Raw genomic sequence first — 24,030 nt, 5'->3', positions numbered from 1 at the left:
ATATCGCAACCTTCGCGACCGGCCGGATGCGGCCAGCCGCTCGCGCCCCGAAGGGGCAAGGTGAACGCATCCAGATGAAGTCCCTGTCCTGATCCCGATCGACTCGTGGACGGATATCGGCAAGGCGAGCCCCGATCACTCCCGTCCGCAGCGAGAAGGATCACGACGATGCGTAGCTTCCGCGATGCGAAGCAGATGGCGAAGAGCCTGCGCGAGACCATGGCCGCGAGGCAGGTGACGCTCTCCCATTCCGAAACCCTCGAAATCGTGGCGCGCCAGTTCGGCTATGACGACTGGAACGTGCTGGCGGCGAAGATCGGGGACACCGCGCCCGATGCGCCGGCTGCGGCGACCGACGGGGCCGTACGTCTGCAGATGGGGATTCCGGTCCTCAGGATCTTCGACGAGGCCAAGGCGAAGGAGTTCTACCTCGACTTCCTCGGCTTCACGATGGACTGGGACCATCGTTTCGGACCGAACATGCCGCTTTATATGCAGGTGTCGCGCTCCGGCCTGCAGCTCCATCTCTCCGAGCATCACGGCGACGCCAGCCCCGGATCGACCGTCTTCGTCTGGATGGTGGGGATCCATGCCCTCCATGCCGAGCTGATCGGCAAGCGCTATACCTATTCGAAGCCGGGCATCGAGGARGATGGGCCGGGCGGGCGCACCCTGCAGGTGCCGGACCCCTTCGGCAACCGAATCCGGTTCTGCGAAAAGCGTGGCTGACGCGTTCGACGAATGATCGGTGCCGAAGCGCGCACCGCACCGCCATGCTCGCCCTTCTGGCGAGCATCCACGTCTTGAACCCGGTGTTCGACCAGCGAAGACGTGGATGGTCTGGACAAGCCCGACCATGACCGGAGGGACGTGTTCATAGACTCCGTGCTTCTCTCTCAGCGAAGCCCGGAGCGCACGGCATGAATTCCGCATCGACATGGCACATGCTAACCCATAGCCGGCGAAGAGCTTTTTGCCGTTAATCCGTTCCCGAATGGGCTCGGATCGACCCTGCAAAAAAATGCGGCTCAGGGTGCACAAAACACTTGTGGTCCGGGGCCGGCATCCGTATATCGCGTTCACCCAATTCGCACGTGCCTGTGGCCGCGTGCTGGTCGGTGGGCATCCGGACAAGAGGCCGGACAGCCGCCAGGGGTTGGAAGACGGATGGAGGGGATGGACATCCCTCAAATCACGCTTCCCGTTTCTCGCAAGAGAGGCGTTCCCCGACACAGACCAGCAGCCGGAGGCAAAACCGGCGAACCCCGAATCTCCACGGGGGACGCAGCTTAAAGCAACGACGGAGCGGGCTTTTTTGGTCTCGCCGGCTTTCCACAGGCCGGCACCGAAGAGGCTTGTCCTTCATTGCCGGCCGTGCGGGGTCTTCCCCAATCGAACGGTGTTTCGGGTCCGGACGTTTCGTCCGTTGTCGAAGGCGTCTCCACAGCGCCTTGCGATGACAGCGATTCATTCGGCGATACATCGCATCGACGCCGCTTGCGTCGTAGGGGAGTCGCGTCTCATGACCGACCGCATCCGTGAGTTTCTTCGCACCCGACGTGAGGACGGGCCCTGTGTCGTCATCGACACCGATGTCGTGCGCGAGAACTATCATGCCTTCGCCCGCGCGCTGCCCGACACCCGCGTCTTCTACGCGGTGAAGGCTAATCCGGCGGCGGAAGTGCTCGCCCTGCTGGCCAAGCTCGGCTCCTGCTTCGATTGCGCTTCGGTCGTCGAGATCGAGCTCGCGCTCGCTGCCGGCGCCACCGCCGACCGCATCTCCTTCGGCAACACCATCAAGAAGGAGCGCGACGTCGTGCGCGCCATGGAGCTCGGCGTGCGTCTTTTCGCCGTCGACTGCACGGCCGAGGTCGAGAAGGTCGCTCGTTCTGCCGAGAAGACCGGCACGACGGACGCGCGCATCTTCTGCCGTATCCTCTGCGACGGCGCGGGCGCCGACTGGCCGCTCTCGCGCAAGTTCGGCTGCGTGCCCGAAATGGCCGCGGACGTGCTCGAGCACGGCCATCGCCTCGGCCTGCTGGCCTATGGCATCTCGTTCCATGTCGGCTCGCAGCAGGCGAATGTGAACGCCTGGGATTCCGCCCTGGCCTCGGCCTCGGCGATCTTTAAGGAGTGCGCCACCCGCGGCATCTCGCTGTCGATGGTCAACCTGGGCGGCGGCTTCCCGGCGCGCTACCTGAAGCCGATTCCGGGCGTGCCGTCCTATGGCGACGCGATCTTCCGGGCGCTGTCGAAGCATTTCGGCAACCAGCTGCCCGAGACGATCATCGAGCCGGGCCGCGGCATGGTCGGCGAAGCCGGCCTGATCGAGGCCGAGGTCGTGCTGATCTCGAAGAAGGCCGAGTCGGACGAGGTCCGCTGGGTCTATCTCGACATCGGCAAGTTCAATGGTCTCGCCGAGACCATGGACGAGGCGATCCGCTACCCCATCCGCACGACGCGCGACGGCGATGCGACCGTCCCGTGCGTGCTCGCCGGCCCGACCTGCGACTCTGTCGACGTCATGTACGAGAAGACCCCGTACATGCTGCCCTTCTCGCTGGAGATCGGCGACAAGGTGCTGATCGAAGGCACGGGAGCCTATACGACGACCTATGCGTCCGTCGCCTTCAACGGCTTCCCGCCGCTGAAGCAGTACGTCATCTGACGGAAAGTACGGGGCGGCTTCCGCCGCCCCCATGCCAATCGGGTCCGGCGAAGCGCCCTGCCGCATGGCAGGCTGTCCGACGCCAGTCGGGTGGAGCGTTCGTATCTCCAGAACGGAGATGCGGGCGTGGCTCCCGCCGGATCCCCTTCCACACAATCCATCCGCTTGTGGCCGCGCTCGCGCGGCGCCGGGAAGGTCTGCGTGAGCGCAGGCGCTCCGGCAGGAGGTGCGTCATGATCACGATCCGCGACGAGATCGCCAACGACATTCCCGCCCGCGAGGCGCTGCTCGACCGGTGCCTGGGCGAGCGCCGCACCGCCAAGTCCAGCGAGCGCCTGCGCGAGGGCCGTCTGCCGGCGGAGGGGCTTGCCCTGACCGCCGAGCGTGACGGCGAGCTGCTGGCGACGGTCCGCCTCTGGCATGTGGAAGCCGATGGCGTGCCGGCGCTGCTGCTCGGCCCGCTCGCGGTCAAGCCGGAACTCCAAGGCGAGGGGCTCGGCAAGGCGATGATGCGCGAGGCGCTCTGGCGTGCGGCCTGCCGCGGGCATGGCGCGGTCATCCTCGTCGGCGACGCGCCCTATTACGCACGGTTCGGCTTCGATGCGGCGTTGACCCGCGACCTAGCCATGCCCGGCCCGGTCGAGCGCGAGCGCTTCCTCGCCATCGAATTGCGCGAGGGCGCGCTCGACGGTGCAAGCGGCGTGCTCGTAGCCGGCGGTGCCATGATCCCAGCGGCCGTGGAAGCGGACGAGGTGGCGCAGGCCGCCTGACGCTTCACATCCATCGTCATCGCGCCGTCATCGCCCGGCGCTTTCCATGCGCTCACCCGCATGGAAGGCGTTCCGGCGATTGACGGCGCGATTTTGCGCCCATACGACCCTTTCGACCTTTTTTGCCCCCAGAACCCAGGAGTTACAGAGAATGACGAATTGGCCCGTCTACGGCGAGATCACCGGCCCGATCGTGATGATCGGCTTCGGCTCGATCGGCCGCGGTACGCTGCCGCTGCTCGAACGGCACTTCAAGTTCGACAAGAGCCGCTTCGTCGTCATTGCTCCCGATGATTCCAATCGCCACCTGCTCGACGAGCGCGGCATCCGCTTCATCCAGGAAGCGCTGACGCCGGCTAATTACAAGGAGATCCTGGAGCCGCTGCTGACCGCCGGCGGCGGGCAGGGCTTCTGCGTGAACCTGTCCTGCGATACCGGCTCGCGCGATCTGATGGAACTCGCCTCCAGCCTCGGTGCGCTCTATATCGATACGGTCAACGAGCCCTGGCTCGGCTTCTATTTCGACGAGAGCAAGGGCCCGGCCGAGCGCTCGAACTACGCGCTGCGCGAGATGACGCTCGCCGCCAAGCGGGCGCGCCCGGCGGGCAGCCCGACGGCCGTCTCCTGCTGCGGCGCCAATCCCGGCATGGTCTCCTCGCTGGTGAAGCGGGCACTGACGAACCTTGCCGCCGATATGCGTCTCAATGCGACGCAGCCGAACACCCGTGAGGAATGGGCGGCGCTGATGCAGCGCGTCGGCGTCAAGGGCATCCATATCGCCGAGCGCGATACGCAGCGTTCGAAGAACCCCAAGCCGCCGGGCGTCTTCGTCAACACCTGGTCGGTCGAGGGCTTCATCGCGGAAGCCGTGCAGCCCGCAGAACTCGGCTGGGGCACCCACGAGAAGTGGATGCCGGCGAATGCGCATGGCCACGAGACAGGCTCGCAGGCGGCGATCTATCTGATGCAGGCCGGGGCCGAGACCAAGGTCCGCAGCTGGTGCCCGACGCCGGGCGCGCAGTATGGCTTCCTGGTCACGCATAACGAGTCGATTTCGATCGCGGACTATTTCACTGTGCGCGACGAGACCGGCAAGGCCATCTTCCGGCCGACCTGCCATTACGCCTACCACCCGGCGAACGATGCCGTGCTCTCGCTGCACGAGATGTTCGGCAATGCCGGCCGCCCGCAGGAGGAGCAGCACATCCTCGAGGAGAACGAGGTTGTCGACGGCATCGACGAGCTCGGCGTGCTGCTCTACGGCCATGAGAAGGGCGCCTACTGGTTCGGCTCGCAGCTCTCGACCGAGGAGGCGCGTTCGCTCGCGCCCTACCAGACCGCGACCGGTCTGCAGGTGACCTCTTCCGTGCTCGCCGGCATGGTCTGGGCGCTGGAGAATCCGCGCGCCGGGATCGTCGAGGTCGAAGAGCTCGACTTCAACCGCTGCCTCGAGATCCAACGACCCTATCTCGGGCCGGTGAACGGCTATTACACCGACTGGACCCCGCTCGATGGCCGTCCGGGGCTGTTCCCGGAGGATATCGACGAGAGCGATCCTTGGCAGTTCAGGAACATCCTGGTTCGCTGACGACCAGAACGGGCGCTACGGCGCCCGTTTCACTGTGACGCCGGCGAGCAACGCCGCGCCTGCCAGGAAGAAGACGATCAGGACGGCAAGCCCAGCCCGCTGACTGGCGAAGACGCTCGTCGCCATTGCGACCAGCGTCGGGCCCATGAAGGACGTGACCTTGCCCGACAGGGCGAAGAGCCCGAAGAACTCGCCGATGCGGCCGGGCGGCGCGAGCCGCGCCATCAGGCTGCGGGAAGCCGCCTGCAACGGGCCGGCGACGAGGCCGATCAGCAGGCCGAGACCGAGATAGACCCGCTCCGGCAGCGAAGCGTAGAGCCCGTCGCCGGGAGCGTGCGGGGTGGCCGGGATCACGAACAGGATATGGTCGGCACTCAGCGAGAGGATGCCCAGGCAGGCAAAGAGCAGGCAGGCGATCGCCCCCAGAATAACCGGCTTGCCTCCGATGGCGTCGTCGAGCTTGCCGCCGAGCCAGGCGCCGAGCGTGCCGGTGAGGGTGAGCAGAATGCCGAAGACGCCGAGCTCGATGGTCTGCCAGCCGAAGACGCCGGCCGCATAGATTCCGCCGAAGGCGAAGAGCGCGACCAGCGCATCCTGGTAGATCATGTTGGCGAGCAGGAAGCGGCCGAGCGAGGGCAGCTTCGGCAGCTCGGCCAGTGTCGCCTTCAGCCGCCCGACGCCACCGCTGGCCGCCTCGGCGAGGCTCAGGCCCGTCTTGCGCGAATCCGGGGTGAGCAGGAACATCGGCGTGACGAAGATGACGAACCATAGCGCCGTGAGCGGGCCGGAGAAGCGGTCGCCCTCGCGCGCGGCCGCGTCCAGCCCGAAGATCGGCGCGATGCCTGCCAGCGTCTTGCCGGTATGCGGATCGGCCGCAAGCAGCCCGAGCGTGATCGCGAGCGACAAGAGCCCGCCGAGATAGCCTACGGCCCAGCCTGTGCCGGAGAGCCAGCCCAGCCGCTCCGGCGGCACGAGCCGCGTCATCATCGCGTTGTTGAAGGTCGTCGCGAACTCGGCGCCGATCGTCGCGATGACGAAACCGGCGAGTGCGATCGTCACCGCGAAGGCCGAGCCCGGCACCGCGAACCAGAGCATCGCCGAGCCGATCACCAGCAGCGCCCCGAAAGCCGCGATCCAGGGCTTGCGCGGCCCTGTCCGGTCGGCGATGCCGCCGAGCAGGGGCGAGAGCAGAGCAATGCAAAGGCCCGCTAGCCCGGTCGCATAGCCCCACAGCGCCTGCCCCTCCGCCGGATCGCTCGTCAGCACTGAGGCGAAGAACGGCGCGAAGACGAAGGTGGTGATCAGCGTGAAGAAAGGTTGCGCCGACCAGTCGAAGAAGATCCACGCCACGACCGCGCGGCGCGGCGGCCAGACTGTCGGCGGAGCTTCGGCAGGTGGCGTGGCGACGGTCACTGCAGGGTGGTGTCCGGGTCGCTGCCGCCGCGGGCCAGCTCGATCTCGGTGATCGCGACCAGCACCTCCGCCCGATCCTTCAGCGTCCGCGCCTCGAGAAGGGCCTGTTTCTCGCGCGGCCCGAACGGGCACATCATCGAGAGCGCGTTGACGAGAGCCTCATTGGGAGCCTCGTTGACGCCCTTCCAGTCGATCTTGAGGTCGTTCGCCTTGGCGAAGTCTTTGAGCGCCTTGAGCAGGCCCTTGCGATCGACCTCCTCCTCGCCGGTGCGGGCGACGAAATCCGCGGCGAAGGGCTCGTAATCGACGCGTGCCTGCCGGTAGGGGGTTGTGACCGACAATTCATCCAGCAGCCGGAACCGGCTGATCCCGGTCAGGGTGATGATGTAGCGCCCGTCGCCGGTTTCCGCGAGCTGAGTGATCCGGCCGAGGCAGCCGACCTTGAGCAGAGGAGGGATTTCCGGCTGGCGGCCAACCTCTGGCTCGGGCTGAATCATGCCGATGACGCGCTCGCTCTTCAGTGCGTCGTCGATCATGGCAAGATAGCGCGGTTCGAAGACGTTGAGAGGCATCTGGCCGCGCGGCAGGAGCAGCGCGCCGCTCAAGGGGAAGAGCGGGATCACCTCAGGGCAATCCCCGGCCCCCTCATAGACGGCGTTTATGCCCATGTGCGGTTCCGTCCTCTCGGCGGTCAGGAGAACAACAAGGTCGACAGCTTGCGGCGGCCGGCGACGCTCGCGTCGTCCATCGGGCCCCAGGCCTCGAAGAACTGCAGGAGCTGCTTGCGCGCGCCATCATCGTTCCACTTCCTGTCGGCCCCGATGATGGCGATCAGATGGTCGACCGCCTCGTCGCGCCTGTCGCGGGCATTCAACGCCAGCGCCAGATCGAAGCGGGCCTGATGATCCTTCGTATTGGCCGCGACCTTCGCCTCGAGCTCGGCGGTGTCGCCGAGCGAGGCAGCCTGCTCGGCGAGTTCGATCGCGGCGCGCAGGGCCGTGATGGCCGGGTCCGCAGCCTTGTCCTGCGGTGCCATGGCGAGGATGCCCTTGGCGCCTTCGATATCGCCGTTGTCGAGATGCAGCCGCGACAGCCCGGCGATGGCGGCGAGATTGTCAGGCTCCACCTGCAGCACGCCGGCATAGAGCTCGCTGGCGCCGGCCGGGTCGCCGGCCTCGATGGCGGCCTGCGCAGCCGTGATCAGTTCCTCCGTCGCGCCGGGGCCCATCGGGCCGACGAGGCGCTCGATGAAGGCCTTCACCTGGCTTTCCGGCTGGGCGCCCATGAAGCCGTCGATGGGCTGGCCCTGCTTGAAGGCGATGACGGCCGGAATCGACTGGATGCCGAGCTGGCCGGGAATCTGCGGGTGATCGTCGATGTTCATCTTGACGAGCTTGACCTTGCCGCCGGCAGCCTTGACCACCTTCTCGATGACGGGGGTGAGCTGCTTGCAGGGGCCGCACCAGGGCGCCCAGAAATCGATCAGCACCGGCTGCTTCATCGATTCGGCGATGACGTCCTCGCGGAAGCCCTGCGTCGTGGTGTCCTTGATCAGGCCGGGTTGCTCGGCCGCCTCGCCATTGACCAGCATGGGTCGCCCTTCGTGATGCTTCGTAGAGGCGCCGGCGCGCCGGAACGGGCGCCTGCGCAGTTGCCCCATAGATGGGATGCTTCAGCCGTTCTGTCCATCGGGCGGGACGGGCAAATCGACGATCAGCGGGTCATGGCCGGTCTGCCTGAGGAAAGCGAGGAAATCGTCGCGGCCGACCCTGAGCGTGGCCGTATTGATCAGCGGGTGGAAGTTGACGTCCTCGCCGGTCATCAGATTGGCATCCAGCACCATGGTGACGTCGCAGGCACGGTCGTTGACCACGGCGAAGGCGGTGACCGAGCCCGGCGTGACGCCGAGCTTCTCCATCAAGAGCTCGGCGGAGCCGAAGGAGAGCCGGCCGCTGGCGCCGATCGTCTCGTGCAGCCGCTTGAGATCGATGCGCGCGTGAGCCTCGGCCGAGACCAGGAACAGCCGCCCCTTCTTGTCCTTGAGGAACAGGTTCTTGGTGTGGTGGCCGATCATCTCGTCGCGGTGCGGCGCCGTTTCGGCCACGGTGAACACGGCTGGATGATCGGTGCGGTGGAAGGCGATGCCGCGCTCGGACAGATGTTGGCAGAGCTGAGCGGGCGTGATGGGCGTGTTCATCATGGCAAGCCGGTGGTCGCAAGCGTCGGAACAGGTCGGGCATGGCGCTTATCCGCCGCTGGAGCGGGAGGCGGTGCTATTTGGGATGCCTAGCCTCGCCTCTGGCCGACGGCAAGCTGCCCTGTCGGTGGGGCAGTTATCAACGGCCGGCAAAAAACTTTCGCCAGGTGCTTGCGCTCCGCCGCGCTTTGGGGCAATAACCCGACCGCGCCGCCACGGCGCGACTGTCTCGGATGCGGGTGTAGCTCAGGGGTAGAGCACAACCTTGCCAAGGTTGGGGTCGAGGGTTCGAATCCCTTCGCCCGCTCCAGACAATCTCAAGCCTTGAGAAGCATGCAAGCGTCGGATCTTCCGGCGCTTTTTGCTTTTTGGGCGCTGTGTCGGGGCGGGTGAGGCCATTCGCGCCTGTGCCGGCGACGAGCCACCGATATGCCATCCCGCCGACCGATATGGGGGCGTCATGTCCTTGAATCTGCGCCAGCGCTCTTGTCGCTGACGCAGACGGGCGCACTCAGATGCCTCTGATCAGGCCGCCATCGATGCGGATCTTCGCGCCGGTCACGTAGCTTGCCCGCTCGCTGGCGAGGAAGGTGACGACATCGGCGAATTCCTGCGGCTTGCCGTAGCGCCCGGCCGGGATCGTCGCCATCGACGCCTGCGCGACGGAATCGCGTGTCCCGCCGCTGCGTGTGGCCGCGGCATCGTCGAGCTGGTCGACGCGCTCGGTGTGGATGCGGCCGGGCAGGACGACGTTGACCGTGACGCCACTACCGGCGACCTCCGAGGCGAGGGTCTTCGACCAGCCGATCACGGCGGCGCGGATGCCGTTGGAGAGAGCGAGGCGCGGGATCGGCTGTTCGACGCCGGAGGAAGCGATGGTGACGATGCGACCCCAGCCGCGCTCCGCCATGCCGGGCAGCATGCGCTGCGTCAGATGGAAGAGATTCGCGGCCATGCCTTCGAAATGCTTCAGCCAGTCGTCGCGCTTGGCGTCCCGCGCCTCGCCGGGCGGCGGGCCGCCGGAATTGCCGATCAGGATGTCGACCCCGCCTTCCGCGACGAGGCGGTCGGAGAGTGCGTCGACCGAAGCAAGATCGGCGAGATCGAGCTTGACGGCGCTGACGCGGCCGCGCTGGTCCGGCGGCAGGCCGGCGATCCAGCTTTCCGTCACATCGGCGCTGCGGGCTGCGGCGATCACGGTCGCGCCTTCCGCGGCGAGCGTCCGTGCGATCGCCGCGCCGAGGCCGCGGCTGGCGCCCAGCACGAGCGCGCGCTTTCCGACAAGTCCCAGATCCATCAGCCGATCTCCTTCAGGCGCAGTTCCTGCCGCGCGATGAGCCGCTCGATATCGGCGATATCGGCCTTCGACAATGCTCCGCCGGGCTTGCGGAGCGCGCCGGAGGCGATGGCGCCGCGCTTCGCCAGGATGTGCTTGCGGATGGCGAGGCCGAGGCCGGGCTGCTGCTCGTAGCGAGCGAGCGGCAGATAGGCGTCGAACAGGTCATGCGCCCGCTCGACGTTGCCGGCGGCATGCGCCTTCCAGACATCGACCATCATCTCGGGATAGGCGAAGCCGGTCATGGCGCCGTCGGCGCCGCGCGAGAGCTCTTCCGGCAGGAACATCCCGCCATTGCCGACGAGGATCGAGATGCGCCGGCCGCCCTGGTCGCTGGCCGCGCGCAGAGCAGAAATCTTGGCCAGGCCCGGCCAGTCCTCATGCTTGAGCATGACGCAGCTGGGATGGGCAGCGACGATCTTGAGGATCACCGCCGGGGTGATCTGAACCTGGGTGACCAGCGGGAAATCCTGCAGGACGAAGGGCGTCTTCGGCCCCAGCGTCTCGGCTACCATGGCGTAGTAGGAGGCGATCTGGTCGTCGGTGCGCAGGTTGGAGGGCGGTGCGACCATGACGCCGGCGGCGCCGTCATCCATCACGCTGTCGCTGAGCTCGCGCATCGCTGCGAAGCCGGGCGCGGAGACGCCGGCGACGACCGGGACGCGGCCCTGCACCCGCGCCAGCACGCGGCGCACGAAGATGCGGGCTTCGTCGGCGGTCAGCTTGGGTGCTTCGCCCATCATGCCGAGCACGGTGAGGCCGGTCGCGCCCTTCTCCAGATAGAAATCGACCATGCGGTCGGTGCTGTCGAGGTCGAGCGCGCCGGTTTCGGTGAAGGGCGTCACCGCGATGACGTAAACGCCCTCAGCGGTTTCATCGAGCAGAGCCATGATCGTCCTCAGTTCTTGGTGGATGGCGGCAGAAGCTTGCCGGGATTGAGCAGACCTGCCGGATCGAGCAGGTGCTTGAGCTGGTGCATCAGTTCGAGTTCCAGCGGCGCCTTGCGCCGCGGCATCTCGGAGACGCGCAATTGGCCGATGCCGTGCTCGGCGCTGATCGAGCCGCGACGCCGGCCGATCTCGTCGTGGACGATGCGGGTGAGTTCGGGTGCAAGTGCCGCGAAGGCTGCGGGATCCTGTCCCTCGGCCGGCAAGAGGTTGTAGTGCAGGTTGCCGTCGCCAAGATGGCCGAAGACGATCGGCCTGATCCCGGGCGCCACGGCGTGGAGGGCGGCATCGGCCGCGGCGACGAAATCGGCCATGGCGGAGACCGGCATCGAGACGTCGTGCTTGGCGGCCTTGCCTTCGCGCACCAGCGCTTCCGACACGCCCTCGCGGATGCGCCAGAACGCCTTGGCCTGCGCGCCGTCCTGCGCGATGGCGGCGTCGAGCACGAGACCCGCCTCAATGCCGTCGGCGAGCGCCGCTTCGAGACGTTCGCGCAGTCCGGATTCATCGTCCTGGCCGGAGAGCTCGATCAGCACGGCAGCCGGCGGCATCGCTGCGAGCGGCAGGCGCGCGTCGCCGATATGGCGCAGGATCAGCGACAGGCAATCGCCGGTCATGAACTCGAAGGCCGTCAGCCGGTCGCCGCAGCGGTCTCGCACCGCGCCAAGGAGCGAGAGAGCGGCGGCAGCGTCCGCAACGGCAACGAATGCGCTGGCGCGGGCATGCGGTCGGGCGAAGAGCTTGAGCACCGCTCCGGTGATGACGCCGAGCGTGCCTTCCGAGCCGATGAAGAGATCGCGCAGGGCGTAACCGGTATTGTCCTTGCGCAGCGCCGTCAGCCCGTCCCAGACGCGGCCATCGGCGAGGACGACCTCCAGGCCCAGCGTGAGTTCGCGCATGGTGCCGTAGCGCAGCACGGCGACGCCGCCGGCATTGGCGGCGAGGTTTCCGCCGATGGTGCAGCTGCCCTCGGCGCCGAGGCTGAGCGGGAAGAAGCGCCCGGCTGCGTCGGCCGCCTGCTGCACCTTCGCCAGAATTACGCCGGCATCGACCGTGATCGTGTTGCCGACAGCGTCGATGTCGCGAATGCTGTTCAGCCGTGCGAGCGAGAGGACGACGGCCTTGCCGGTTTCATCCGGCGTCGCACCGCCCGACATGCTGGTGTTGCCGCCCTGGGGAACGACGGGCGCGGCGTGGCGGGCGCAGAGACGCATCGCGGCGGCGACCTCCTCGGTCGAGCCCGGCCGAATGACGGCTCGCGCGGCGCCATGATATTTGCCGAGCCAGTCGGTGAGGAAAGGCGCCTGGTCCTCTGGGGTGACGAAGACATTCGCCTCGCCGAGAACCCCGGCGAGTTCGGCGATCAGATCGTCCATGGTTCAGCCTTTGCGAAGGGGGCGCCCGCCCCAGCCCAAACGCACGCGCCCGATCGCCATCGTCACCGCGGCTTGCGTCGGCTCGACGACGGGAATGCCCAGTTCCTGCTCCAGCGGCTCGCGGAAGCGCGCCATGCCGGCGCAGCCCATGACCAGCACATCGGCATGATGCGTATCGCGCAGGCTGCGGCCGACGCCGATCATGCGGCCAAGCGTGAGTTCGTCGTCGGCCATCTCGGCGATGGTGAGGTTTACCGGCAGGTCGCCGGCGAAGCGGTCCGTCATCCCCATCGCGCCGAGATAGCGCAGATGGCGCGGGATCGAGTTCTGGAGCATGGCGACGATGCCGAAGCGCTGGCCCAGCGTCAGCGCCGTCAGCACGCCGGATTCGGCGATGCCGAGCACCGGCTTCTCGCTTTGCTCGCGCAGCGCATGCATGCCGGGATCGGAGAAGCAGGCGACGACGAAAGCCGCCGCCTCGTTCTCCAGCCCGGCGGCGCGCTTCAGCAGGGCCGGGATCAGCCCGTCGATATCGCGCTGGGACTGGATGCCGGGCGGTCCCTCGGCCAGAGTCAGGCATTCGATGGCGGGTCCGCCGGCCATGCGCAGCGGCGCGACGGCGACGTCGATCTCCCGCGTCACGCGTTCGGTCGAATTGGGATTGATGACGTAGATCGTGCCGCTCACGACGCCTCTCCTTCCGGGGTGGACCGCGTCCGTTCGCGCCAGCCTGCGAGCGTTTGGCGCGGAGCCTGGAAACGATCGCGCAGCCCGACATACCAGTCGGCGCCATGCAGGCGGCCGACGAGGTCGAGCTTGTCGACATCGACATGCAGGCGCTCGTCGACGATGCCGTCGCGGATGTGGAGATGGACGATCTCGCCGACGACGAGATTGCGATGCCGCGTGCCGAGCGAGAGCGAGACCGTCTCGCGGCATTCGAGCTGGACGGGGGAGGCGGCGAGCCGCGGCGCTGCAATCGCGGCGCTCGGCGCGGTCGTGAGCCCAGCGGCCTCGATCTCGTCGACCTCGCCGGGAAAGTCGATCGCGCAGACCTGCATCGCCTCGACCATGGCACGATCGACGAGATTGACGACGAAGCTGCCGGTGTCGCGGATGTTCCGCATCGTATCCTTCAGCGGCGAAACCGCGCCATCACGCCCCTCGATGCCGAGCACGACCAGCGGTGGCGCGTGGCTGAAGACGTTGAAGAAGCTGAAGGGCGCGGCGTTGGCGCGCCCTTGCGCATCGACGGTGGTGACGAGCGCGATCGGGCGCGGCAGCACGGTGTTGACGAGCAGCTTGTAGAGATCGCGTTCCTTGAGGTCGCCCGCAGCCCAGTCCATCGGCTCAGCCCAGGCTCACATCGAGCAGACGCACGGTCTCGGCCAGCACGCGGGCGCCGTCTCCGGCCTGCTCGGGCGTGATCGATTCCTCGGGCGCATGGCTGCGCCCGTCGAGGCAGGGCACGAAGATCATGCCGACCGGACCGATATGGGCGATTTGCACACCGTCATGCCCGGCGCCGCTCGGCAGGTCGCGCGTGGCGAGCCCGAGCGAGGTCGCGGCATTGGCGATGGCCGAACGGATTTCAGGCGCACAGGCCGTTGGCGCGACATGGCTGATCGGCTCGACCGCGATGGTGAGGCGCAACTCCTCAAGGGCAGGGCGGAGGTCGCGCACCAGCGCTTCGCCAAAGGTCTTCACCGCCGCTTCGTTGCCGGAGCGGACTTCCAGCGTCAGCACGGCCTCGCCGGGGACGGCATTCGCTGCATTGGGGCTGACTTCGATGCGCCCGAAGGTGGCGACCAGCGGCTGGTTGTCGCGCGCGGTCGCGAGCGCCCGTTTATAGGCGGCCTCGACCAGCCTCGCGGCGCCGACCAACGCGTCGGCCCGGAGCGGCATCGGCGTCGCGCCGGCATGGTCGGCCCGGCCGGTCACGGTGATGCGCTCGCGGCGGATGCCGACGATGTCGGAGACGATGCCGACCGGGATGCGCTCATTTTCGAGCACGCGGCCCTGCTCGATATGGACTTCGACATAGGCCGCGACGTCGCCGGCAGTGCGCTTGACGGAGGCCAATTCCTCGGGCCGCCCGCCGACGAAGGCGATGCCCTCGCGCAATGTCATGCCGTCCGGGCGGGCGAGGGCGAGATGCTGCTCGTTCAGGGCGCCTGCGAGCGCGCGGCTGCCGATACAGGAGAGGCCGAATTCGCTCGGCTCCTCCGCGAGGAAATCGACGACCTCCAGCGTGTGGCGCAGCCTGTCGCCACGCTCGCTGAAGCTCTGCGCCACCTCCAGCGCGGCGAGCACGCCGAGGATGCCGTCATAACGGCCGCCGGAGGGCACAGTGTCCGAATGCGAGCCGATCAGGATCGGCTTCAGCGTGGGATCGGCGCCCGCGAGCCGGCCGATCAGGTTGCCGGCGGCGTCGAGCTCTGTTTCCAGCCCGGCCTCGCGGAACTCCGCGGCTAGCCATTCTCGTCCTTCGAGGAAGCGCGAGGTGAAGGAACGGCGCGTCCACGGACGCTCCGGGTCGGTAATCCCAGAGAGCGCCTCGATGCGCCGCCAGAGCCGGTCCTGATCGATCGCCATGGCGGTCACGCCGCCGGGCGCAGGAAGCGGCCGTCGCCGGCCTTGTTGCGGATCTGCTGGCCATCCCAGGCGAGCTGGCCGCGCACGTAAGTTGCGGCGACGCGGACGCGGAACTCGCGGCCCTCCATGGAGCTCCACTTCACCGCCGCGAGGCTCTTGCTCGGGTCGTGGATGAAGCGGCCGGGCTCCAGCACGGTGATGTCGGCATCGGCGCCGGCTTCGAGCCGGCCCTTGTCGGCGAGCAGGAAGGCCTTGGCCGGCCCCTCGCAGAGCTGCTTCACCACGATGGTCGGCGAAAGCCCGTGCTCCTCGCAGCCGGTCCAGAGCGCCGGCAGCAGCGTCTCGATGCCCGGACCGCCCGAGGTGTTCTTGAAGATCATCGGATCGCCCTTCTTCTCCAGACCCCAGGAGACGTGGTCGGACGAGATGAAGTCGCAATGGCCGGCGGCGAGGTGGCTCCAGAGCAGGTCGCTCTCGGCCTTCGGGCGGATCGGCGGATAGTGCTTGATCTTGGCGCCGAAGCGTGGGCCGTGCTCCTCGGCATTGAGCATGAAGTACTGCACGCAGCTCTCGACCGTCGCCTTGGTGCCCGCGCGCTTGTACATGTTGCAGATCTCGAAACCGCGCGAGGTCGAGACGTGGACGGCGTGGGCGCGCGCGCCCGTCTCGGCACCGATCTCGTAGATGCGGGCGGTGGCGAGGTTCTCGATCAGCGGGGTATGGGCGCGTAGGAAAGCGTCGGGGCCGGTATCGCCGGCTTCGATCAGCCTCGCGATATTGCGCCGGGTCATCTCCTGGTCCTGGTTGTGGACGCCGCAGAGCAGGCCGGTCGGCTCGATCAACTTGAAGGCTTCGTAGAGCGTGTCGTCGCCGATACGCGGAAAGCGCGTCGGATTGGCCTCGAAGGTCGAGAACTTGAAGGCGCAGGCGCCGGCCTCGACCAGCCCGGGAATGGCATGGAGGCCGTTCTCGATGGTGATCGTGGCGTAAAGCGCGACATCGACATGGGCGTCGCGCTCGACCACCGCGACCTTCTCGTTGAAGAGCTTGGCGCTGGTGACGGGCTCCGGCTCGTCATAGGGCATGTCGACCATGACGGTGACGCCGCCGGCCGCCGCCGCGCGCGAGCACATGCCGATGCCCTCGTGGTCGGCCTGGCTGCCGGAATGGACCTGGCCGTCGATGACGCCCGGCATGATCCACTGGCCCCGGAAATCCTGGGTCTCGCGAGCCGAGGGCGGCGCGCCGGACCCGACCTTGCTGATCTTGCCACCGGTGACGGCGACATAGCCGTCCTCGATGATCCGGTCGGACAGCACGATGTTGCCGCGGAGGACGAGATCGAAATCGCTCATGGTCGGGGTATCCGGTCGATCCTGCGGGGTGTGCGGAAGGGCGAGCGCCGACTAGTCTGCGCGGCCGAGCGCGTAGTCGGTGAAATTCATGCCGAGCGCCTTCTCGACGATCGGATAGACGCTGGGATCGGTCACGCTGGAGCTCAGCGGGATCTTGCTTTTGGGCACGCGCAGCACCGAAAGCTCCATGCCCTCGCGGACATGGCCGGCGCTGACCGGCTGGCCGTCGGAGCCGAGGGTGGTGATCACGTCCGGGAAGCAGGCGTGCCGGGCGCCATCGAGATCGGTGACGGCCATGTACTCGTTCATGACATGGATGACGCGTGCGGCTGCGCCGGCTCCGACCTGGATCGTGCCGATGTCGAAGGCCTCGTTGGTGTAGCGCACATCTTTCTTGGCAACCGGGCCGCGCGCGATGATCGAGCCGCCGGTCTGGTCGCAGATGGCGTCGATGACGGCCGTACCGCCCTTCGGCTTGGCATCGAGGATGCGCTCGCCCAGCGCCAGCGCCATCGAGATGCCGCCGAGCGCGGCGTTCTTGCGCACATAGGCAGCCGAGACAGGATTGCGGCAGGAGGCGATGAAGCCGCCGGACATGTCAGACGCCGTGCGCAGGATCGGCGAGACCTTGGCCGTCGCGCCGCGCGTCACCAGTTCGATATACTGGTTCTTCGCGCGATTGCCGCCGACCGCGACCTGGATCGTCGCTTCCGGGCTGTTAGCGAGGCCGATCGAGCCCATGTCCCCGGTGGGATGGGCGCGGATGTCGCCGACCGCATCGACCACCTTCACGCCGAGGATCGCGCTGGGGAGCCAGGCATTCAGCGTGCTCGACATGCCGTTCTGGCCGATGATCAGGCCGTAGATCGGCTTGCCCAACGCCTCCTGCAGGAGCTGCACCGCCTTGACGTAGTCGATGCCCCACATCTCCCATTCGGTCGTGCCGGCGGGCGCGCCGATGGCGGCGGCGGTGGCGATGATCGCGTCGTCGGGAATCTCGTCCATGGTGACGAGCTCGGGCTTGCCGGTATTGACGGCTGCGGTGCCGAGCATGCGGCCGTGATCGGCCCAGCCGCCTCCGCCCGCCGCGAAGACCGACCCGCCGGCTACCGCGGCCTCGACATCCCTGATCGTCAGAAAGCGCTTCATCGGCCGGCCTCGTCCCGCACAAGTCGAGAGCATTGCTTAAGCGAAAAACCGGTTCCCACTCTTTCGCGCAATGCTCTGTCGCGAACCGGTCGTTGCCGGCACGAGATCGAACTTAGAGCGCTATGCGCGAAATGAATCATGCTTATTATGCGGCCGACCATAAACGGATGTTATCCTCATGCGCCTCAATCTCCGGCAGATCGAAGTTTTCCGGGCCATCATGATCACCGGCTCGATCAGCGGCGCCGCCCGGCTGCTCTCGGTCTCCCAGCCGGCAATCAGCCGCCTGCTGGCCTATACCGAGGACCGGCTGGCGCTGCGCCTGTTCGAGCGCGTGCGAGGGCGCGTGCAACCGACGCCGGAAGCGCGCCGGCTGTTCCAGGAGGTCGACCAGGTCCATCAGGGCGTGGTCCGGGTCAACGAGTTGGCCGACGAACTGCGCGAGCGCGGCACCGGCTCGGTGCGGATCGTCGCGAGCCCGAGCGTCGGCCAAGCGCTTGTGCCCGATGCCATCGCCCGCCTGCGCGAGCGTTTCCCGGATCTGCGCGTCGAGTTCGAGGTGCTGACGTTGCTGGAAATCGTCGCCAAGATCGTCAGCGGTCGGGCCGATCTCGGCGTCTCGATCCTGCCGATCGATGAGCCGACGCTCGATATGGAAATTCTGACCGAAGGTCGCCTGATGGTGATCATGCCGCGCGATCATGCGCTGGCGCGGCTGCGCGTCATCCGCCCGGCCGATCTCGTGCCCTATCCACTGATCGGCTTCGGGCCGCAGACGCCTTATGGCGACGTCGTCGGGCGCGCGCTCGCGCTGAAAGCGGCGCCTCTCAGGATCAGCACCGTCGTCCGCTTCACGCCGGTCGCCTGTGCGATGGTGCGGGCGGGCGCCGGCATCGCCGTCGTCGACGAGTTCGTGCTGCGCGGGCGGACATGGCCGGAGCTGGTGTCGCGCCCGCTGGCGCCCAAGACGCGGGTGCGCGCGCATCTGCTGACGCCGCGTTTCGAGCCGCTTTCGCGCACGGCGAACGCTTTCGTCGACATTTTGCGCGGTCTGGTGCCGCCTATGCCCAAGGGCAAGGACGCCGAGCCGGCCGAGGGCGCTTAACATCATGTTATGGAAACCCGACAACAAATAATTGGCAGGGCATGATTTCGCCCTGTTAGGTTTCGCTCCAGACGTGGCCGGATTGTTGCAGGAACAGGGGCGCAACGATCACGGCATGGCCGTCGCATAACGGGAGCGGGAAGCATGAAACTGAATTCGATCGGGATGGCGCGCGCCGCCGTCAGGGGCGTGGCGTTGGCCGCGCTCATCGCCATGCCGGCCATGGCCGAGGATGCCGACCATCCGCAGAACGAGAAGCTGAAAGTAGCCTGCGATCTCGGCTTCGCGCCCTTCTGCTTCAAGACGCCGAGCGGCGAAACGACCGGCTTCACCTACGACATGTCCGCCGCGATCGCCCAGAAGCTCGGCCGCCCCGGCGTCGATGTGACGGATTCGAACTTCTCGGCGATCTTCGCCGGTTTGTTCTCCAAGCGCTACGAGATGATCCCGGCGCCGACGAACATCACGACCGAGCGCGCGGCGCAGATGCTGTTCAGCGAGCCCTATATGCCGACGGGCCTCGGCTTCCTCGTCAAGAAGGGCGGCAAGATCGCCGGTCTCGACGACCTGAAAGGCAAGGCCCTTTCCGTCAATAACGGCTCGATCTCGGACAAGTGGCTGACCGATAACGAGGCCAAATACGGCTACACCATCCAGCGCTACAACAAGAACGCCGACGCCGTGCAGGCCGTCATGATCGGCCGTGCCTTCGCCAATGTCGCCGATGCGCCGGTCTCGCGCTATGTCGCGACCCAGACGCCGATGGCCGAAGTGCCCTTCGTTCTCGACGGCGGCCGCAATTTCGGCATCGCCTTCCGCAAGGAGGACGCCGCTTTCCGCGCCCAGGTCGAAGTCGCGCTGGAGTGCATGAAGACCGACGGCACTCTGGCCAAGATCCACGAGAAGTGGTTCGGCGTGAAGCCGGAGGCGGCATCCTCGACTGCGACGGTCTATCCGGGCACCGGCGCGCCGGGCTTCGAGGGCTATGACGCGACAGAGCACAAGGCCGCGTGCAAGTGACGTCGCAGCCCGCCATGACGGCCACGCTCCCTGAGACGATCGTTTCGATCGAGGGGCTGCGCAAGAGCTTCGGCAATGTCGAGGTCCTGCGCGGTGTCGATCTCAAGGTCGGCAAGGGCGAGGCCGTCGTGATCGTCGGCTCCTCCGGTTCGGGCAAGAGCACTTGCCTGCGCTGCATCAACCGGCTGGAGGAACCGACGGCGGGCGCGATCCGCGTCGGTGGGCAGGAGATCACCGGTCCGAAGGTGGACCTCAATCTCCTGCGCCGCCGGATCGGCATGGTCTTCCAGGGCATCCATCTCTACCCGCACAAGACAGCGCTGGGGAACGTGATGCTGGCGCTGCGCAAGGTCGTCGGCCTCGGCAAGGAGGAGGCCGAGCGCAAGGCGCGCCACCATCTCGAGGTCGTCGGCCTCGCCCACAAGGCCGATGCCTATCCGGCCGAGTTGTCCGGCGGGCAGCAGCAGCGGGTCGGCATCGCCCGCGCCATGGCGCTGGAGCCGCAGGTCATGCTCTTCGACGAGCCGACCTCGGCGCTCGACCCCGAGCTTGTCGGCGAAGTGCTCAACGTCATGGTCCGCACCAAGGAGATGGGCATGACCATGATCGTGGTGACGCATGAGATGAAGTTCGCGCGCGATGTCGCCGACCGCGTTGTCTTCATGGACCATGGCGCGATCCTGTCCGAGGGCACGCCGCAGGAGATCCTCGTCAACCCGCAGCACCAGCGCATCCGCGACTTCGTGATGCGCTCGCACGGCTGACGGGCACCCATGGACCAGATCGTCCGCTATTTCTTCGATTTCGGGCTGTTGTCGGCCTATTGGCCCGACATCCTGCGCGGCTTCCTCATCACCGTCGAGATGTCGATCCTGACGGTCCTCATCGGCATCCCGCTCGGCCTCGTCCTCGCGGTGTTGCGCCTCTACGGCATCCGGCCGCTGAACTGGCTGATCATCTTCTACATCGACTTCTTCCGCTCGATCCCGCAGCTCGTGCTGATCGTGCTGGCCTATTTTGCGCTGCCCTATTTCGGGCTGGTGCTGGAGCCCATCACCGCGACCGTGCTGGCACTCGCGATCGTGCTCTCGGCCTTCGCCGAGGAGATCTTCTGGGCCGGCATCAACGCCGTGGCTAAGGGGCAGTGGGAGGCGGGGCGCTCGACGGGCCTCGGCTTCACCCAGACGCTGGCCTACATCATCCTGCCGCAGGTTGTGCGCATGTCGATCCCGCCGCTGACCAACCGCGCCATCGGGATCAGCAAAGGCACGACGCTGGGCTCCGTGGTGGCCGTGCCCGAGCTGCTCAACGTGACCTCGAGCATCCAGTCCAACGTCGCCAACCCGACCGCGCTCACCGTCGGCGCGCTGCTGTTCCTGCTGCTGTTCCTGCCCTTCGTGCGCTTCACGCGCTGGCTGGAACATGTCTACGCGCATCCGAGGTCATGATGGACGAGCTCGTCACGACCTTCTTCAATTTCGACGTCCTCAAGCAGGTCTGGCCGCTGCTGCTGCAGGGCTTCTGGATGACGCTGGCGCTGGCCGCGGTCGCCGTGCCGCTTTCGGTGCTGACCGGCATCGCCATCGCCATGGCGCAGGACGTGCCGAACAAACTGCTGCGCTTCGTGCTGGTCGCCTATGTCGATGTGATGCGCGCCATCCCGCCGCTGGTGCTGCTGATCTTCATCTTCTTCGGCCTGCCCTTCCTGGGCCTGAAGCTCAACGAGTTCACGGCGGCCGTGCTGGCGCTGACGCTGAACGGTTCGAGCTATTTCGCCGAGATCTTCCGCGCGGGCATCGAATCCGTGCCGAAGGGGCAGCGCGAGGCGGCCCGCTCGACGGGCCTCAGCTGGTACCAGAGCATGATCCATGTCGTGGTGCCGCAGGGCACGCGCAACGTGCTGCCGGACCTGATCAGCAATACGGTCGAGCTGGTGAAGCAGACCTCGATCGCGTCTGCCGTCGCTTTGCAAGAGCTGCTGCGCTCGGCCCAGCTCGCCCAGGGCCTGCTCTACAACCCGACGCCGCTGATCGCGGTGGCGATCGTCTACTTCCTGATGTTCTGGCCCTTCGTGCGGCTGGTCTCGCGCCTGCAGAACCGCACGGCCATGTCGGCTGCGTGAGGCGATTGTGACCCGTCGCGTCAGATCGCGACGGGGTAGAGGCGGGTGATGCGGTTTGGGTTGGTCTCGGCGAGGAAAATGTCGCCAGAGGGCCCTAGCCAGAGCCCATGGGCGCCATTGAGGACCGGCCGGCAGCGGCCGAGCAGAGCGCCGTCCGGCGAGAGCAGGCTCAGCGTCGGGATGGAATCGCAGACATGAATCCGGTCCTCCGCATCGGCGACGACATCCTGGGGGCGCAGGAAGGCGTCCCACACCGCCAGAAGCTCGCCTTCTGCGGTGAAGCTCTGCACGCGGCTGTTCTCGCGATCGGCGACAATGACGCGCCCGTCGCTGAGCACGCAGATGCCGTGCGGCGTCAGGAAGGCGCCAGGTGCGGTTCCGACCGAACCCCAGCTCGCGATCAGGCCGCCGCCAGCGTCGAAGCGATGAATGCGGCCGTTGCCATAGCCATCCGCGACGTAGAAGCCGCCGTCGGGCGCGAAGGCGATGTCGCTGGGATGATTGAAGGGATGGCCCGGCCGATGGCTCTCGCCGATCTGCTGCCGCACCTGTCCCTCGATGTCGCAGAAAAGAATGCGATGGGCGTCGCGGTCGACGATGGCGAGGCCGCCATCGGGCATCGCCGCGATCTTGTGGGCATCGAGGCAGAGCGCCTCGCCCCAGCTGCGCAGGAAGCTGCCGTCGGCTGCAAGCGTGACGACGCAGGGGCCGTCAGGATCGACCGCGCTGTCGCGGCGCAGCAGGACATGCACGAGCCCGTCCTTGTCGACCGCCAGATCGGTGATCCGACCCGGCGTCGCGGACAGGGCGCCCCAGGGACGCTCGACGCCGTAAAGCATTTCGCCGAGCGCAACGCGCAATTCCGTTTTCATCCTGACCTCGTCGCCGTTTCGCGCGCTGTGGGTGGCCATCGTTTCAGGGCCCCGGCCGCATGGGGAGAAAGACCATGAGCGATTTCGATCTCGTCATTCGCGGCGGCACCGCCGTGACCGCCTCCGACATCGGGTCCTTCGATATCGGCATTGCCGGCGGCGTCATCGCCGCGATCGGAGAAGGGCTGCCGCGCGGTAAGGAGGAAGTCGATGCGCGCGGCCTGCTCGTCCTGCCCGGCGGTGTCGATGCCCACGTCCATCTCGACCAGCCCTTTTCCTCGGGCGCTGATATCGCTGATGGCTTCGACAGCGGCACGGCCTCTGCCGCAGCCGGCGGCACGACGACGGTCGTGTGCCATGCCCCGCAGATCCGCGGCGGTTCGTTGGCAGGTGCGGTCGCAGCCTATGCGGAGAAAGCGAAGCAGGCGCGGATCGACCACGCCTTCCATCTTCTGGTCAACGATCCGACGCCGGAGGTTCTCGAAAACGAGCTGCCGGCGCTGGTCGCGGCCGGGCACCGCTCCGTCAAGATCTTCATGACCTATGACAGCAACCGTCTCGGCGATGCGCAGATCCTGCAGACGCTCGCAGCGGCCCGGCGCGCCGGCGCGCTTGTCTGTGTGCATGCCGAGCATCACGAGCTGATTACCTGGCTGACGCAGGCGCTGCTGGCGGCCGGGCAGACCGCGCCGCGCCATCTCGCCTGGGCCAAGCCGATGGTGGTGGAGCGCGAGGCGACGCATCGCATTCTCGCGCTGGCCGAGGCGCTGGATACGCCGATCCAGATCTTCCACGTCTCGGGCCGACAGTCCGGCGAGGAGGTCGAGCGGGCGCAGGCGCGGGGGCAGAAGGCCTGGGCCGAGACCTGCACGCAATATCTCGTGCTCGACGAGGCCGACATGGACCGGCCGGGCTTCGAGGGCGCGAAGTTCATGATCTCGCCGGCGCTGCGGTCCGCCGCCGATCAGGAGGCGCTCTGGCGCTTCCTGCGTGAGGGCGTCATCGACATCGTCTCGTCCGACCATTCGCCGCTGCGCTACGACGATCCGCGCGGCAAGAAGCAGCATGGCGAGAACGCGCCCTTCAACAAGATCCCGAACGGCGTGCCCGGCCTCGCCGCGCGGTTGCCCATCCTCTATTCGGAGGGCGTCGCCAAGGGGCGGATCGATCTGCGTCGTTTCGTCGATCTCGTCGCGACCAACCCGGCCCGCCGCTTCGGCCTCGCGCCGCGCAAGGGCGTGCTCGCGGTCGGGGCGGACGCCGATGTCGTGCTGTTCGATCCCGATCGGCGCGTCACCCTGACCAACGCCATGCAGCACCATGGCAGCGACTACACGCCTTACGAAGGAATGGAGGTGCAGGGCTATCCGACCGCCACCTATCAACGCGGCCGGCTGATCTTCGACGGCGAGCGCGTGTTGGCGGAGCCGGGGCAGGGGCAATTGCTGGCGCGCGGCCCCTATGCCGAGATTGCGCCGACCGGCCGCTTTCCAACGCCGTTCGATCCGTTCCGGTGA

At 67.2% G+C, this 24,030-nt stretch carries 23 protein-coding genes and 1 tRNA gene; 11 read left to right on the top strand and 13 right to left on the bottom strand.

What is annotated here, in order from left to right:
- Positions 1–168 precede the first annotated feature (168 nt).
- The 4 genes from AC1DE3_RS13490 to AC1DE3_RS13475 all read left to right on the top strand — a co-directional run bounded on the left by AC1DE3_RS13490 (position 169) and on the right by AC1DE3_RS13475 (position 5,026).
- Positions 169–729 carry a glyoxalase superfamily protein gene (locus AC1DE3_RS13490; RefSeq protein ID WP_441511652.1) on the top strand — a complete coding sequence of 187 codons (561 nt, stop codon included), beginning with the start codon at positions 169–171 and terminating at the stop codon, positions 727–729.
- Between the two features lie 793 nt (positions 730–1,522).
- Positions 1,523–2,668 carry a type III PLP-dependent enzyme gene (locus AC1DE3_RS13485; protein ID WP_441511653.1) on the top strand — a complete coding sequence of 382 codons (1,146 nt, stop codon included), beginning with the start codon at positions 1,523–1,525 and terminating at the stop codon, positions 2,666–2,668.
- Between the two features lie 233 nt (positions 2,669–2,901).
- Positions 2,902–3,438, top strand: coding sequence for a GNAT family N-acetyltransferase (locus AC1DE3_RS13480; RefSeq protein WP_476797002.1), 537 nt, complete (start codon positions 2,902–2,904; stop codon positions 3,436–3,438).
- A 151-nt stretch (positions 3,439–3,589) separates the two neighbouring features.
- Positions 3,590–5,026: a homospermidine synthase gene (locus AC1DE3_RS13475; RefSeq protein ID WP_476797001.1), complete on the top strand. Its 1,437-nt coding sequence runs from the start codon at positions 3,590–3,592 to the stop codon at positions 5,024–5,026.
- A 15-nt stretch (positions 5,027–5,041) separates the two neighbouring features.
- Here AC1DE3_RS13475 and AC1DE3_RS13470 read toward each other — a convergent pair whose 3' ends face one another.
- The 4 genes from AC1DE3_RS13470 to AC1DE3_RS13455 form a co-directional block, all read right to left on the bottom strand.
- Positions 5,042–6,439 carry an MFS transporter gene (locus tag AC1DE3_RS13470; RefSeq protein ID WP_476797000.1) on the bottom strand — a complete coding sequence of 466 codons (1,398 nt, stop codon included), beginning with the start codon at positions 6,437–6,439 and terminating at the stop codon, positions 5,042–5,044.
- The gene (locus AC1DE3_RS13465; RefSeq protein ID WP_441511657.1) at positions 6,436–7,107 is read right to left on the bottom strand and encodes an LON peptidase substrate-binding domain-containing protein; all 672 of its coding nucleotides are present in this window, start codon (positions 7,105–7,107) and stop codon (positions 6,436–6,438) included. The genes AC1DE3_RS13470 and AC1DE3_RS13465 overlap by 4 nt, the downstream gene beginning before the upstream one ends.
- 23 nt (positions 7,108–7,130) lie before the next feature.
- Positions 7,131–8,030, bottom strand: a complete 900-nt coding sequence (gene trxA, locus AC1DE3_RS13460; RefSeq protein ID WP_476796999.1) for a thioredoxin — start codon at positions 8,028–8,030, stop codon at positions 7,131–7,133.
- 81 nt (positions 8,031–8,111) lie between these two features.
- Positions 8,112–8,636, bottom strand: coding sequence for a prolyl-tRNA synthetase associated domain-containing protein (locus AC1DE3_RS13455; protein WP_476779545.1), 525 nt, complete (start codon positions 8,634–8,636; stop codon positions 8,112–8,114).
- A 235-nt stretch (positions 8,637–8,871) separates the two neighbouring features.
- On the opposite strand from AC1DE3_RS13455, the gene AC1DE3_RS13450 reads away from it, so the two are divergent.
- A tRNA-Gly gene (locus tag AC1DE3_RS13450) sits at positions 8,872–8,946 on the top strand.
- Positions 8,947–9,147: 201 nt separating this feature from the next.
- Here the strand turns inward: AC1DE3_RS13450 and AC1DE3_RS13445 are convergent.
- The 8 genes from AC1DE3_RS13445 to AC1DE3_RS13410 are packed head-to-tail and all read right to left on the bottom strand — an operon-like array spanning position 9,148 to position 17,394.
- Positions 9,148–9,933 (bottom strand): SDR family oxidoreductase, encoded by a 786-nt coding sequence (locus AC1DE3_RS13445; RefSeq protein ID WP_476796998.1) that lies wholly within the window; start codon positions 9,931–9,933, stop codon positions 9,148–9,150.
- A complete protein-coding gene (locus AC1DE3_RS13440; RefSeq protein ID WP_476796997.1) occupies positions 9,933–10,862 on the bottom strand; it encodes a dihydrodipicolinate synthase family protein in 930 nt (309 codons plus the stop codon). Before AC1DE3_RS13440 ends, AC1DE3_RS13445 begins: the two co-directional genes overlap by 1 nt.
- 8 nt (positions 10,863–10,870) lie before the next feature.
- A complete protein-coding gene (locus tag AC1DE3_RS13435; RefSeq protein ID WP_476852439.1) occupies positions 10,871–12,295 on the bottom strand; it encodes an FAD-binding oxidoreductase in 1,425 nt (474 codons plus the stop codon).
- 3 nt (positions 12,296–12,298) lie between these two features.
- A complete protein-coding gene (locus AC1DE3_RS13430) occupies positions 12,299–12,982 on the bottom strand; it encodes an aspartate/glutamate racemase family protein (RefSeq protein ID WP_476796995.1) in 684 nt (227 codons plus the stop codon).
- The gene (locus AC1DE3_RS13425) at positions 12,979–13,641 is read right to left on the bottom strand and encodes a flavin reductase family protein (protein ID WP_476796994.1); all 663 of its coding nucleotides are present in this window, start codon (positions 13,639–13,641) and stop codon (positions 12,979–12,981) included. The genes AC1DE3_RS13430 and AC1DE3_RS13425 overlap by 4 nt, the downstream gene beginning before the upstream one ends.
- 4 nt (positions 13,642–13,645) lie before the next feature.
- A complete protein-coding gene (locus AC1DE3_RS13420) occupies positions 13,646–14,890 on the bottom strand; it encodes a hydantoinase/carbamoylase family amidase (protein WP_476796993.1) in 1,245 nt (414 codons plus the stop codon).
- A gap of 5 nt (positions 14,891–14,895) precedes the next feature.
- Positions 14,896–16,245 (bottom strand): dihydroorotase, encoded by a 1,350-nt coding sequence (locus tag AC1DE3_RS13415; RefSeq protein ID WP_476796992.1) that lies wholly within the window; start codon positions 16,243–16,245, stop codon positions 14,896–14,898.
- 51 nt (positions 16,246–16,296) lie between these two features.
- Entirely contained in the window at positions 16,297–17,394 is a 1,098-nt protein-coding gene (locus tag AC1DE3_RS13410) for a DUF917 domain-containing protein (RefSeq protein ID WP_476852438.1), read from the bottom strand.
- Positions 17,395–17,572: 178 nt separating this feature from the next.
- Between AC1DE3_RS13410 and AC1DE3_RS13405 the strand changes: the two genes are divergently transcribed.
- From AC1DE3_RS13405 to AC1DE3_RS13385, 5 genes are all read left to right on the top strand, one after another.
- Entirely contained in the window at positions 17,573–18,499 is a 927-nt protein-coding gene (locus tag AC1DE3_RS13405) for a LysR family transcriptional regulator (RefSeq protein WP_476779536.1), read from the top strand.
- 144 nt (positions 18,500–18,643) lie between these two features.
- Positions 18,644–19,519: a substrate-binding periplasmic protein gene (locus AC1DE3_RS13400; RefSeq protein ID WP_476796990.1), complete on the top strand. Its 876-nt coding sequence runs from the start codon at positions 18,644–18,646 to the stop codon at positions 19,517–19,519.
- Positions 19,520–19,533: 14 nt separating this feature from the next.
- Positions 19,534–20,283, top strand: coding sequence for an amino acid ABC transporter ATP-binding protein (locus AC1DE3_RS13395; protein WP_476796989.1), 750 nt, complete (start codon positions 19,534–19,536; stop codon positions 20,281–20,283).
- A gap of 9 nt (positions 20,284–20,292) precedes the next feature.
- Complete coding sequence (locus AC1DE3_RS13390; RefSeq protein WP_476796988.1) at positions 20,293–20,967, top strand: amino acid ABC transporter permease; 675 nt, start codon at positions 20,293–20,295, stop codon at positions 20,965–20,967.
- A complete protein-coding gene (locus tag AC1DE3_RS13385; RefSeq protein ID WP_476796987.1) occupies positions 20,967–21,641 on the top strand; it encodes an amino acid ABC transporter permease in 675 nt (224 codons plus the stop codon). Before AC1DE3_RS13390 ends, AC1DE3_RS13385 begins: the two co-directional genes overlap by 1 nt.
- 20 nt (positions 21,642–21,661) lie before the next feature.
- On the opposite strand, the gene AC1DE3_RS13380 is transcribed toward AC1DE3_RS13385, so the two are convergent.
- Positions 21,662–22,513, bottom strand: a complete 852-nt coding sequence (locus AC1DE3_RS13380; RefSeq protein WP_476796986.1) for an NHL repeat-containing protein — start codon at positions 22,511–22,513, stop codon at positions 21,662–21,664.
- Between the two features lie 74 nt (positions 22,514–22,587).
- Here AC1DE3_RS13380 and hydA point away from each other — a divergent pair, with 74 nt between their 5' ends.
- Complete coding sequence (hydA, locus tag AC1DE3_RS13375) at positions 22,588–24,030, top strand: dihydropyrimidinase (protein WP_476796985.1); 1,443 nt, start codon at positions 22,588–22,590, stop codon at positions 24,028–24,030.

This window comes from Allobosea sp. 10L417, assembly GCF_056395485.1.
Note: the sequence above shows the minus strand (reverse complement) of the source record. Positions and strands in the feature narration are given on the sequence as shown.

What these genes read in the sequence shown, in the direction of transcription:
- AC1DE3_RS13425 (WP_476796994.1), bottom strand. Translation starts at nt 13,641, where the DNA reads ATGGACTGGGCTGCGGGCGACCTCAAGGAACGCGATCTCTACAAGCTG.
- AC1DE3_RS13485 (WP_441511653.1), top strand. Translation starts at nt 1,523, where the DNA reads ATGACCGACCGCATCCGTGAGTTTCTTCGCACCCGACGTGAGGACGGG.
- AC1DE3_RS13435 (WP_476852439.1), bottom strand. Translation starts at nt 12,295, where the DNA reads ATGGACGATCTGATCGCCGAACTCGCCGGGGTTCTCGGCGAGGCGAAT.
- AC1DE3_RS13400 (WP_476796990.1), top strand. Translation starts at nt 18,644, where the DNA reads ATGAAACTGAATTCGATCGGGATGGCGCGCGCCGCCGTCAGGGGCGTG.
- AC1DE3_RS13465 (WP_441511657.1), bottom strand. Translation starts at nt 7,107, where the DNA reads ATGGGCATAAACGCCGTCTATGAGGGGGCCGGGGATTGCCCTGAGGTG.
- trxA (WP_476796999.1), bottom strand. Translation starts at nt 8,030, where the DNA reads ATGCTGGTCAATGGCGAGGCGGCCGAGCAACCCGGCCTGATCAAGGAC.
- AC1DE3_RS13440 (WP_476796997.1), bottom strand. Translation starts at nt 10,862, where the DNA reads ATGGCTCTGCTCGATGAAACCGCTGAGGGCGTTTACGTCATCGCGGTG.
- AC1DE3_RS13405 (WP_476779536.1), top strand. Translation starts at nt 17,573, where the DNA reads ATGCGCCTCAATCTCCGGCAGATCGAAGTTTTCCGGGCCATCATGATC.
- AC1DE3_RS13475 (WP_476797001.1), top strand. Translation starts at nt 3,590, where the DNA reads ATGACGAATTGGCCCGTCTACGGCGAGATCACCGGCCCGATCGTGATG.
- AC1DE3_RS13415 (WP_476796992.1), bottom strand. Translation starts at nt 16,245, where the DNA reads ATGAGCGATTTCGATCTCGTCCTCCGCGGCAACATCGTGCTGTCCGAC.
- AC1DE3_RS13455 (WP_476779545.1), bottom strand. Translation starts at nt 8,636, where the DNA reads ATGAACACGCCCATCACGCCCGCTCAGCTCTGCCAACATCTGTCCGAG.
- AC1DE3_RS13385 (WP_476796987.1), top strand. Translation starts at nt 20,967, where the DNA reads ATGGACGAGCTCGTCACGACCTTCTTCAATTTCGACGTCCTCAAGCAG.
- AC1DE3_RS13380 (WP_476796986.1), bottom strand. Translation starts at nt 22,513, where the DNA reads ATGAAAACGGAATTGCGCGTTGCGCTCGGCGAAATGCTTTACGGCGTC.
- AC1DE3_RS13420 (WP_476796993.1), bottom strand. Translation starts at nt 14,890, where the DNA reads ATGGCGATCGATCAGGACCGGCTCTGGCGGCGCATCGAGGCGCTCTCT.
- hydA (WP_476796985.1), top strand. Translation starts at nt 22,588, where the DNA reads ATGAGCGATTTCGATCTCGTCATTCGCGGCGGCACCGCCGTGACCGCC.
- AC1DE3_RS13410 (WP_476852438.1), bottom strand. Translation starts at nt 17,394, where the DNA reads ATGAAGCGCTTTCTGACGATCAGGGATGTCGAGGCCGCGGTAGCCGGC.
- AC1DE3_RS13395 (WP_476796989.1), top strand. Translation starts at nt 19,534, where the DNA reads ATGACGGCCACGCTCCCTGAGACGATCGTTTCGATCGAGGGGCTGCGC.
- AC1DE3_RS13445 (WP_476796998.1), bottom strand. Translation starts at nt 9,933, where the DNA reads ATGGATCTGGGACTTGTCGGAAAGCGCGCGCTCGTGCTGGGCGCCAGC.
- AC1DE3_RS13480 (WP_476797002.1), top strand. Translation starts at nt 2,902, where the DNA reads ATGATCACGATCCGCGACGAGATCGCCAACGACATTCCCGCCCGCGAG.
- AC1DE3_RS13390 (WP_476796988.1), top strand. Translation starts at nt 20,293, where the DNA reads ATGGACCAGATCGTCCGCTATTTCTTCGATTTCGGGCTGTTGTCGGCC.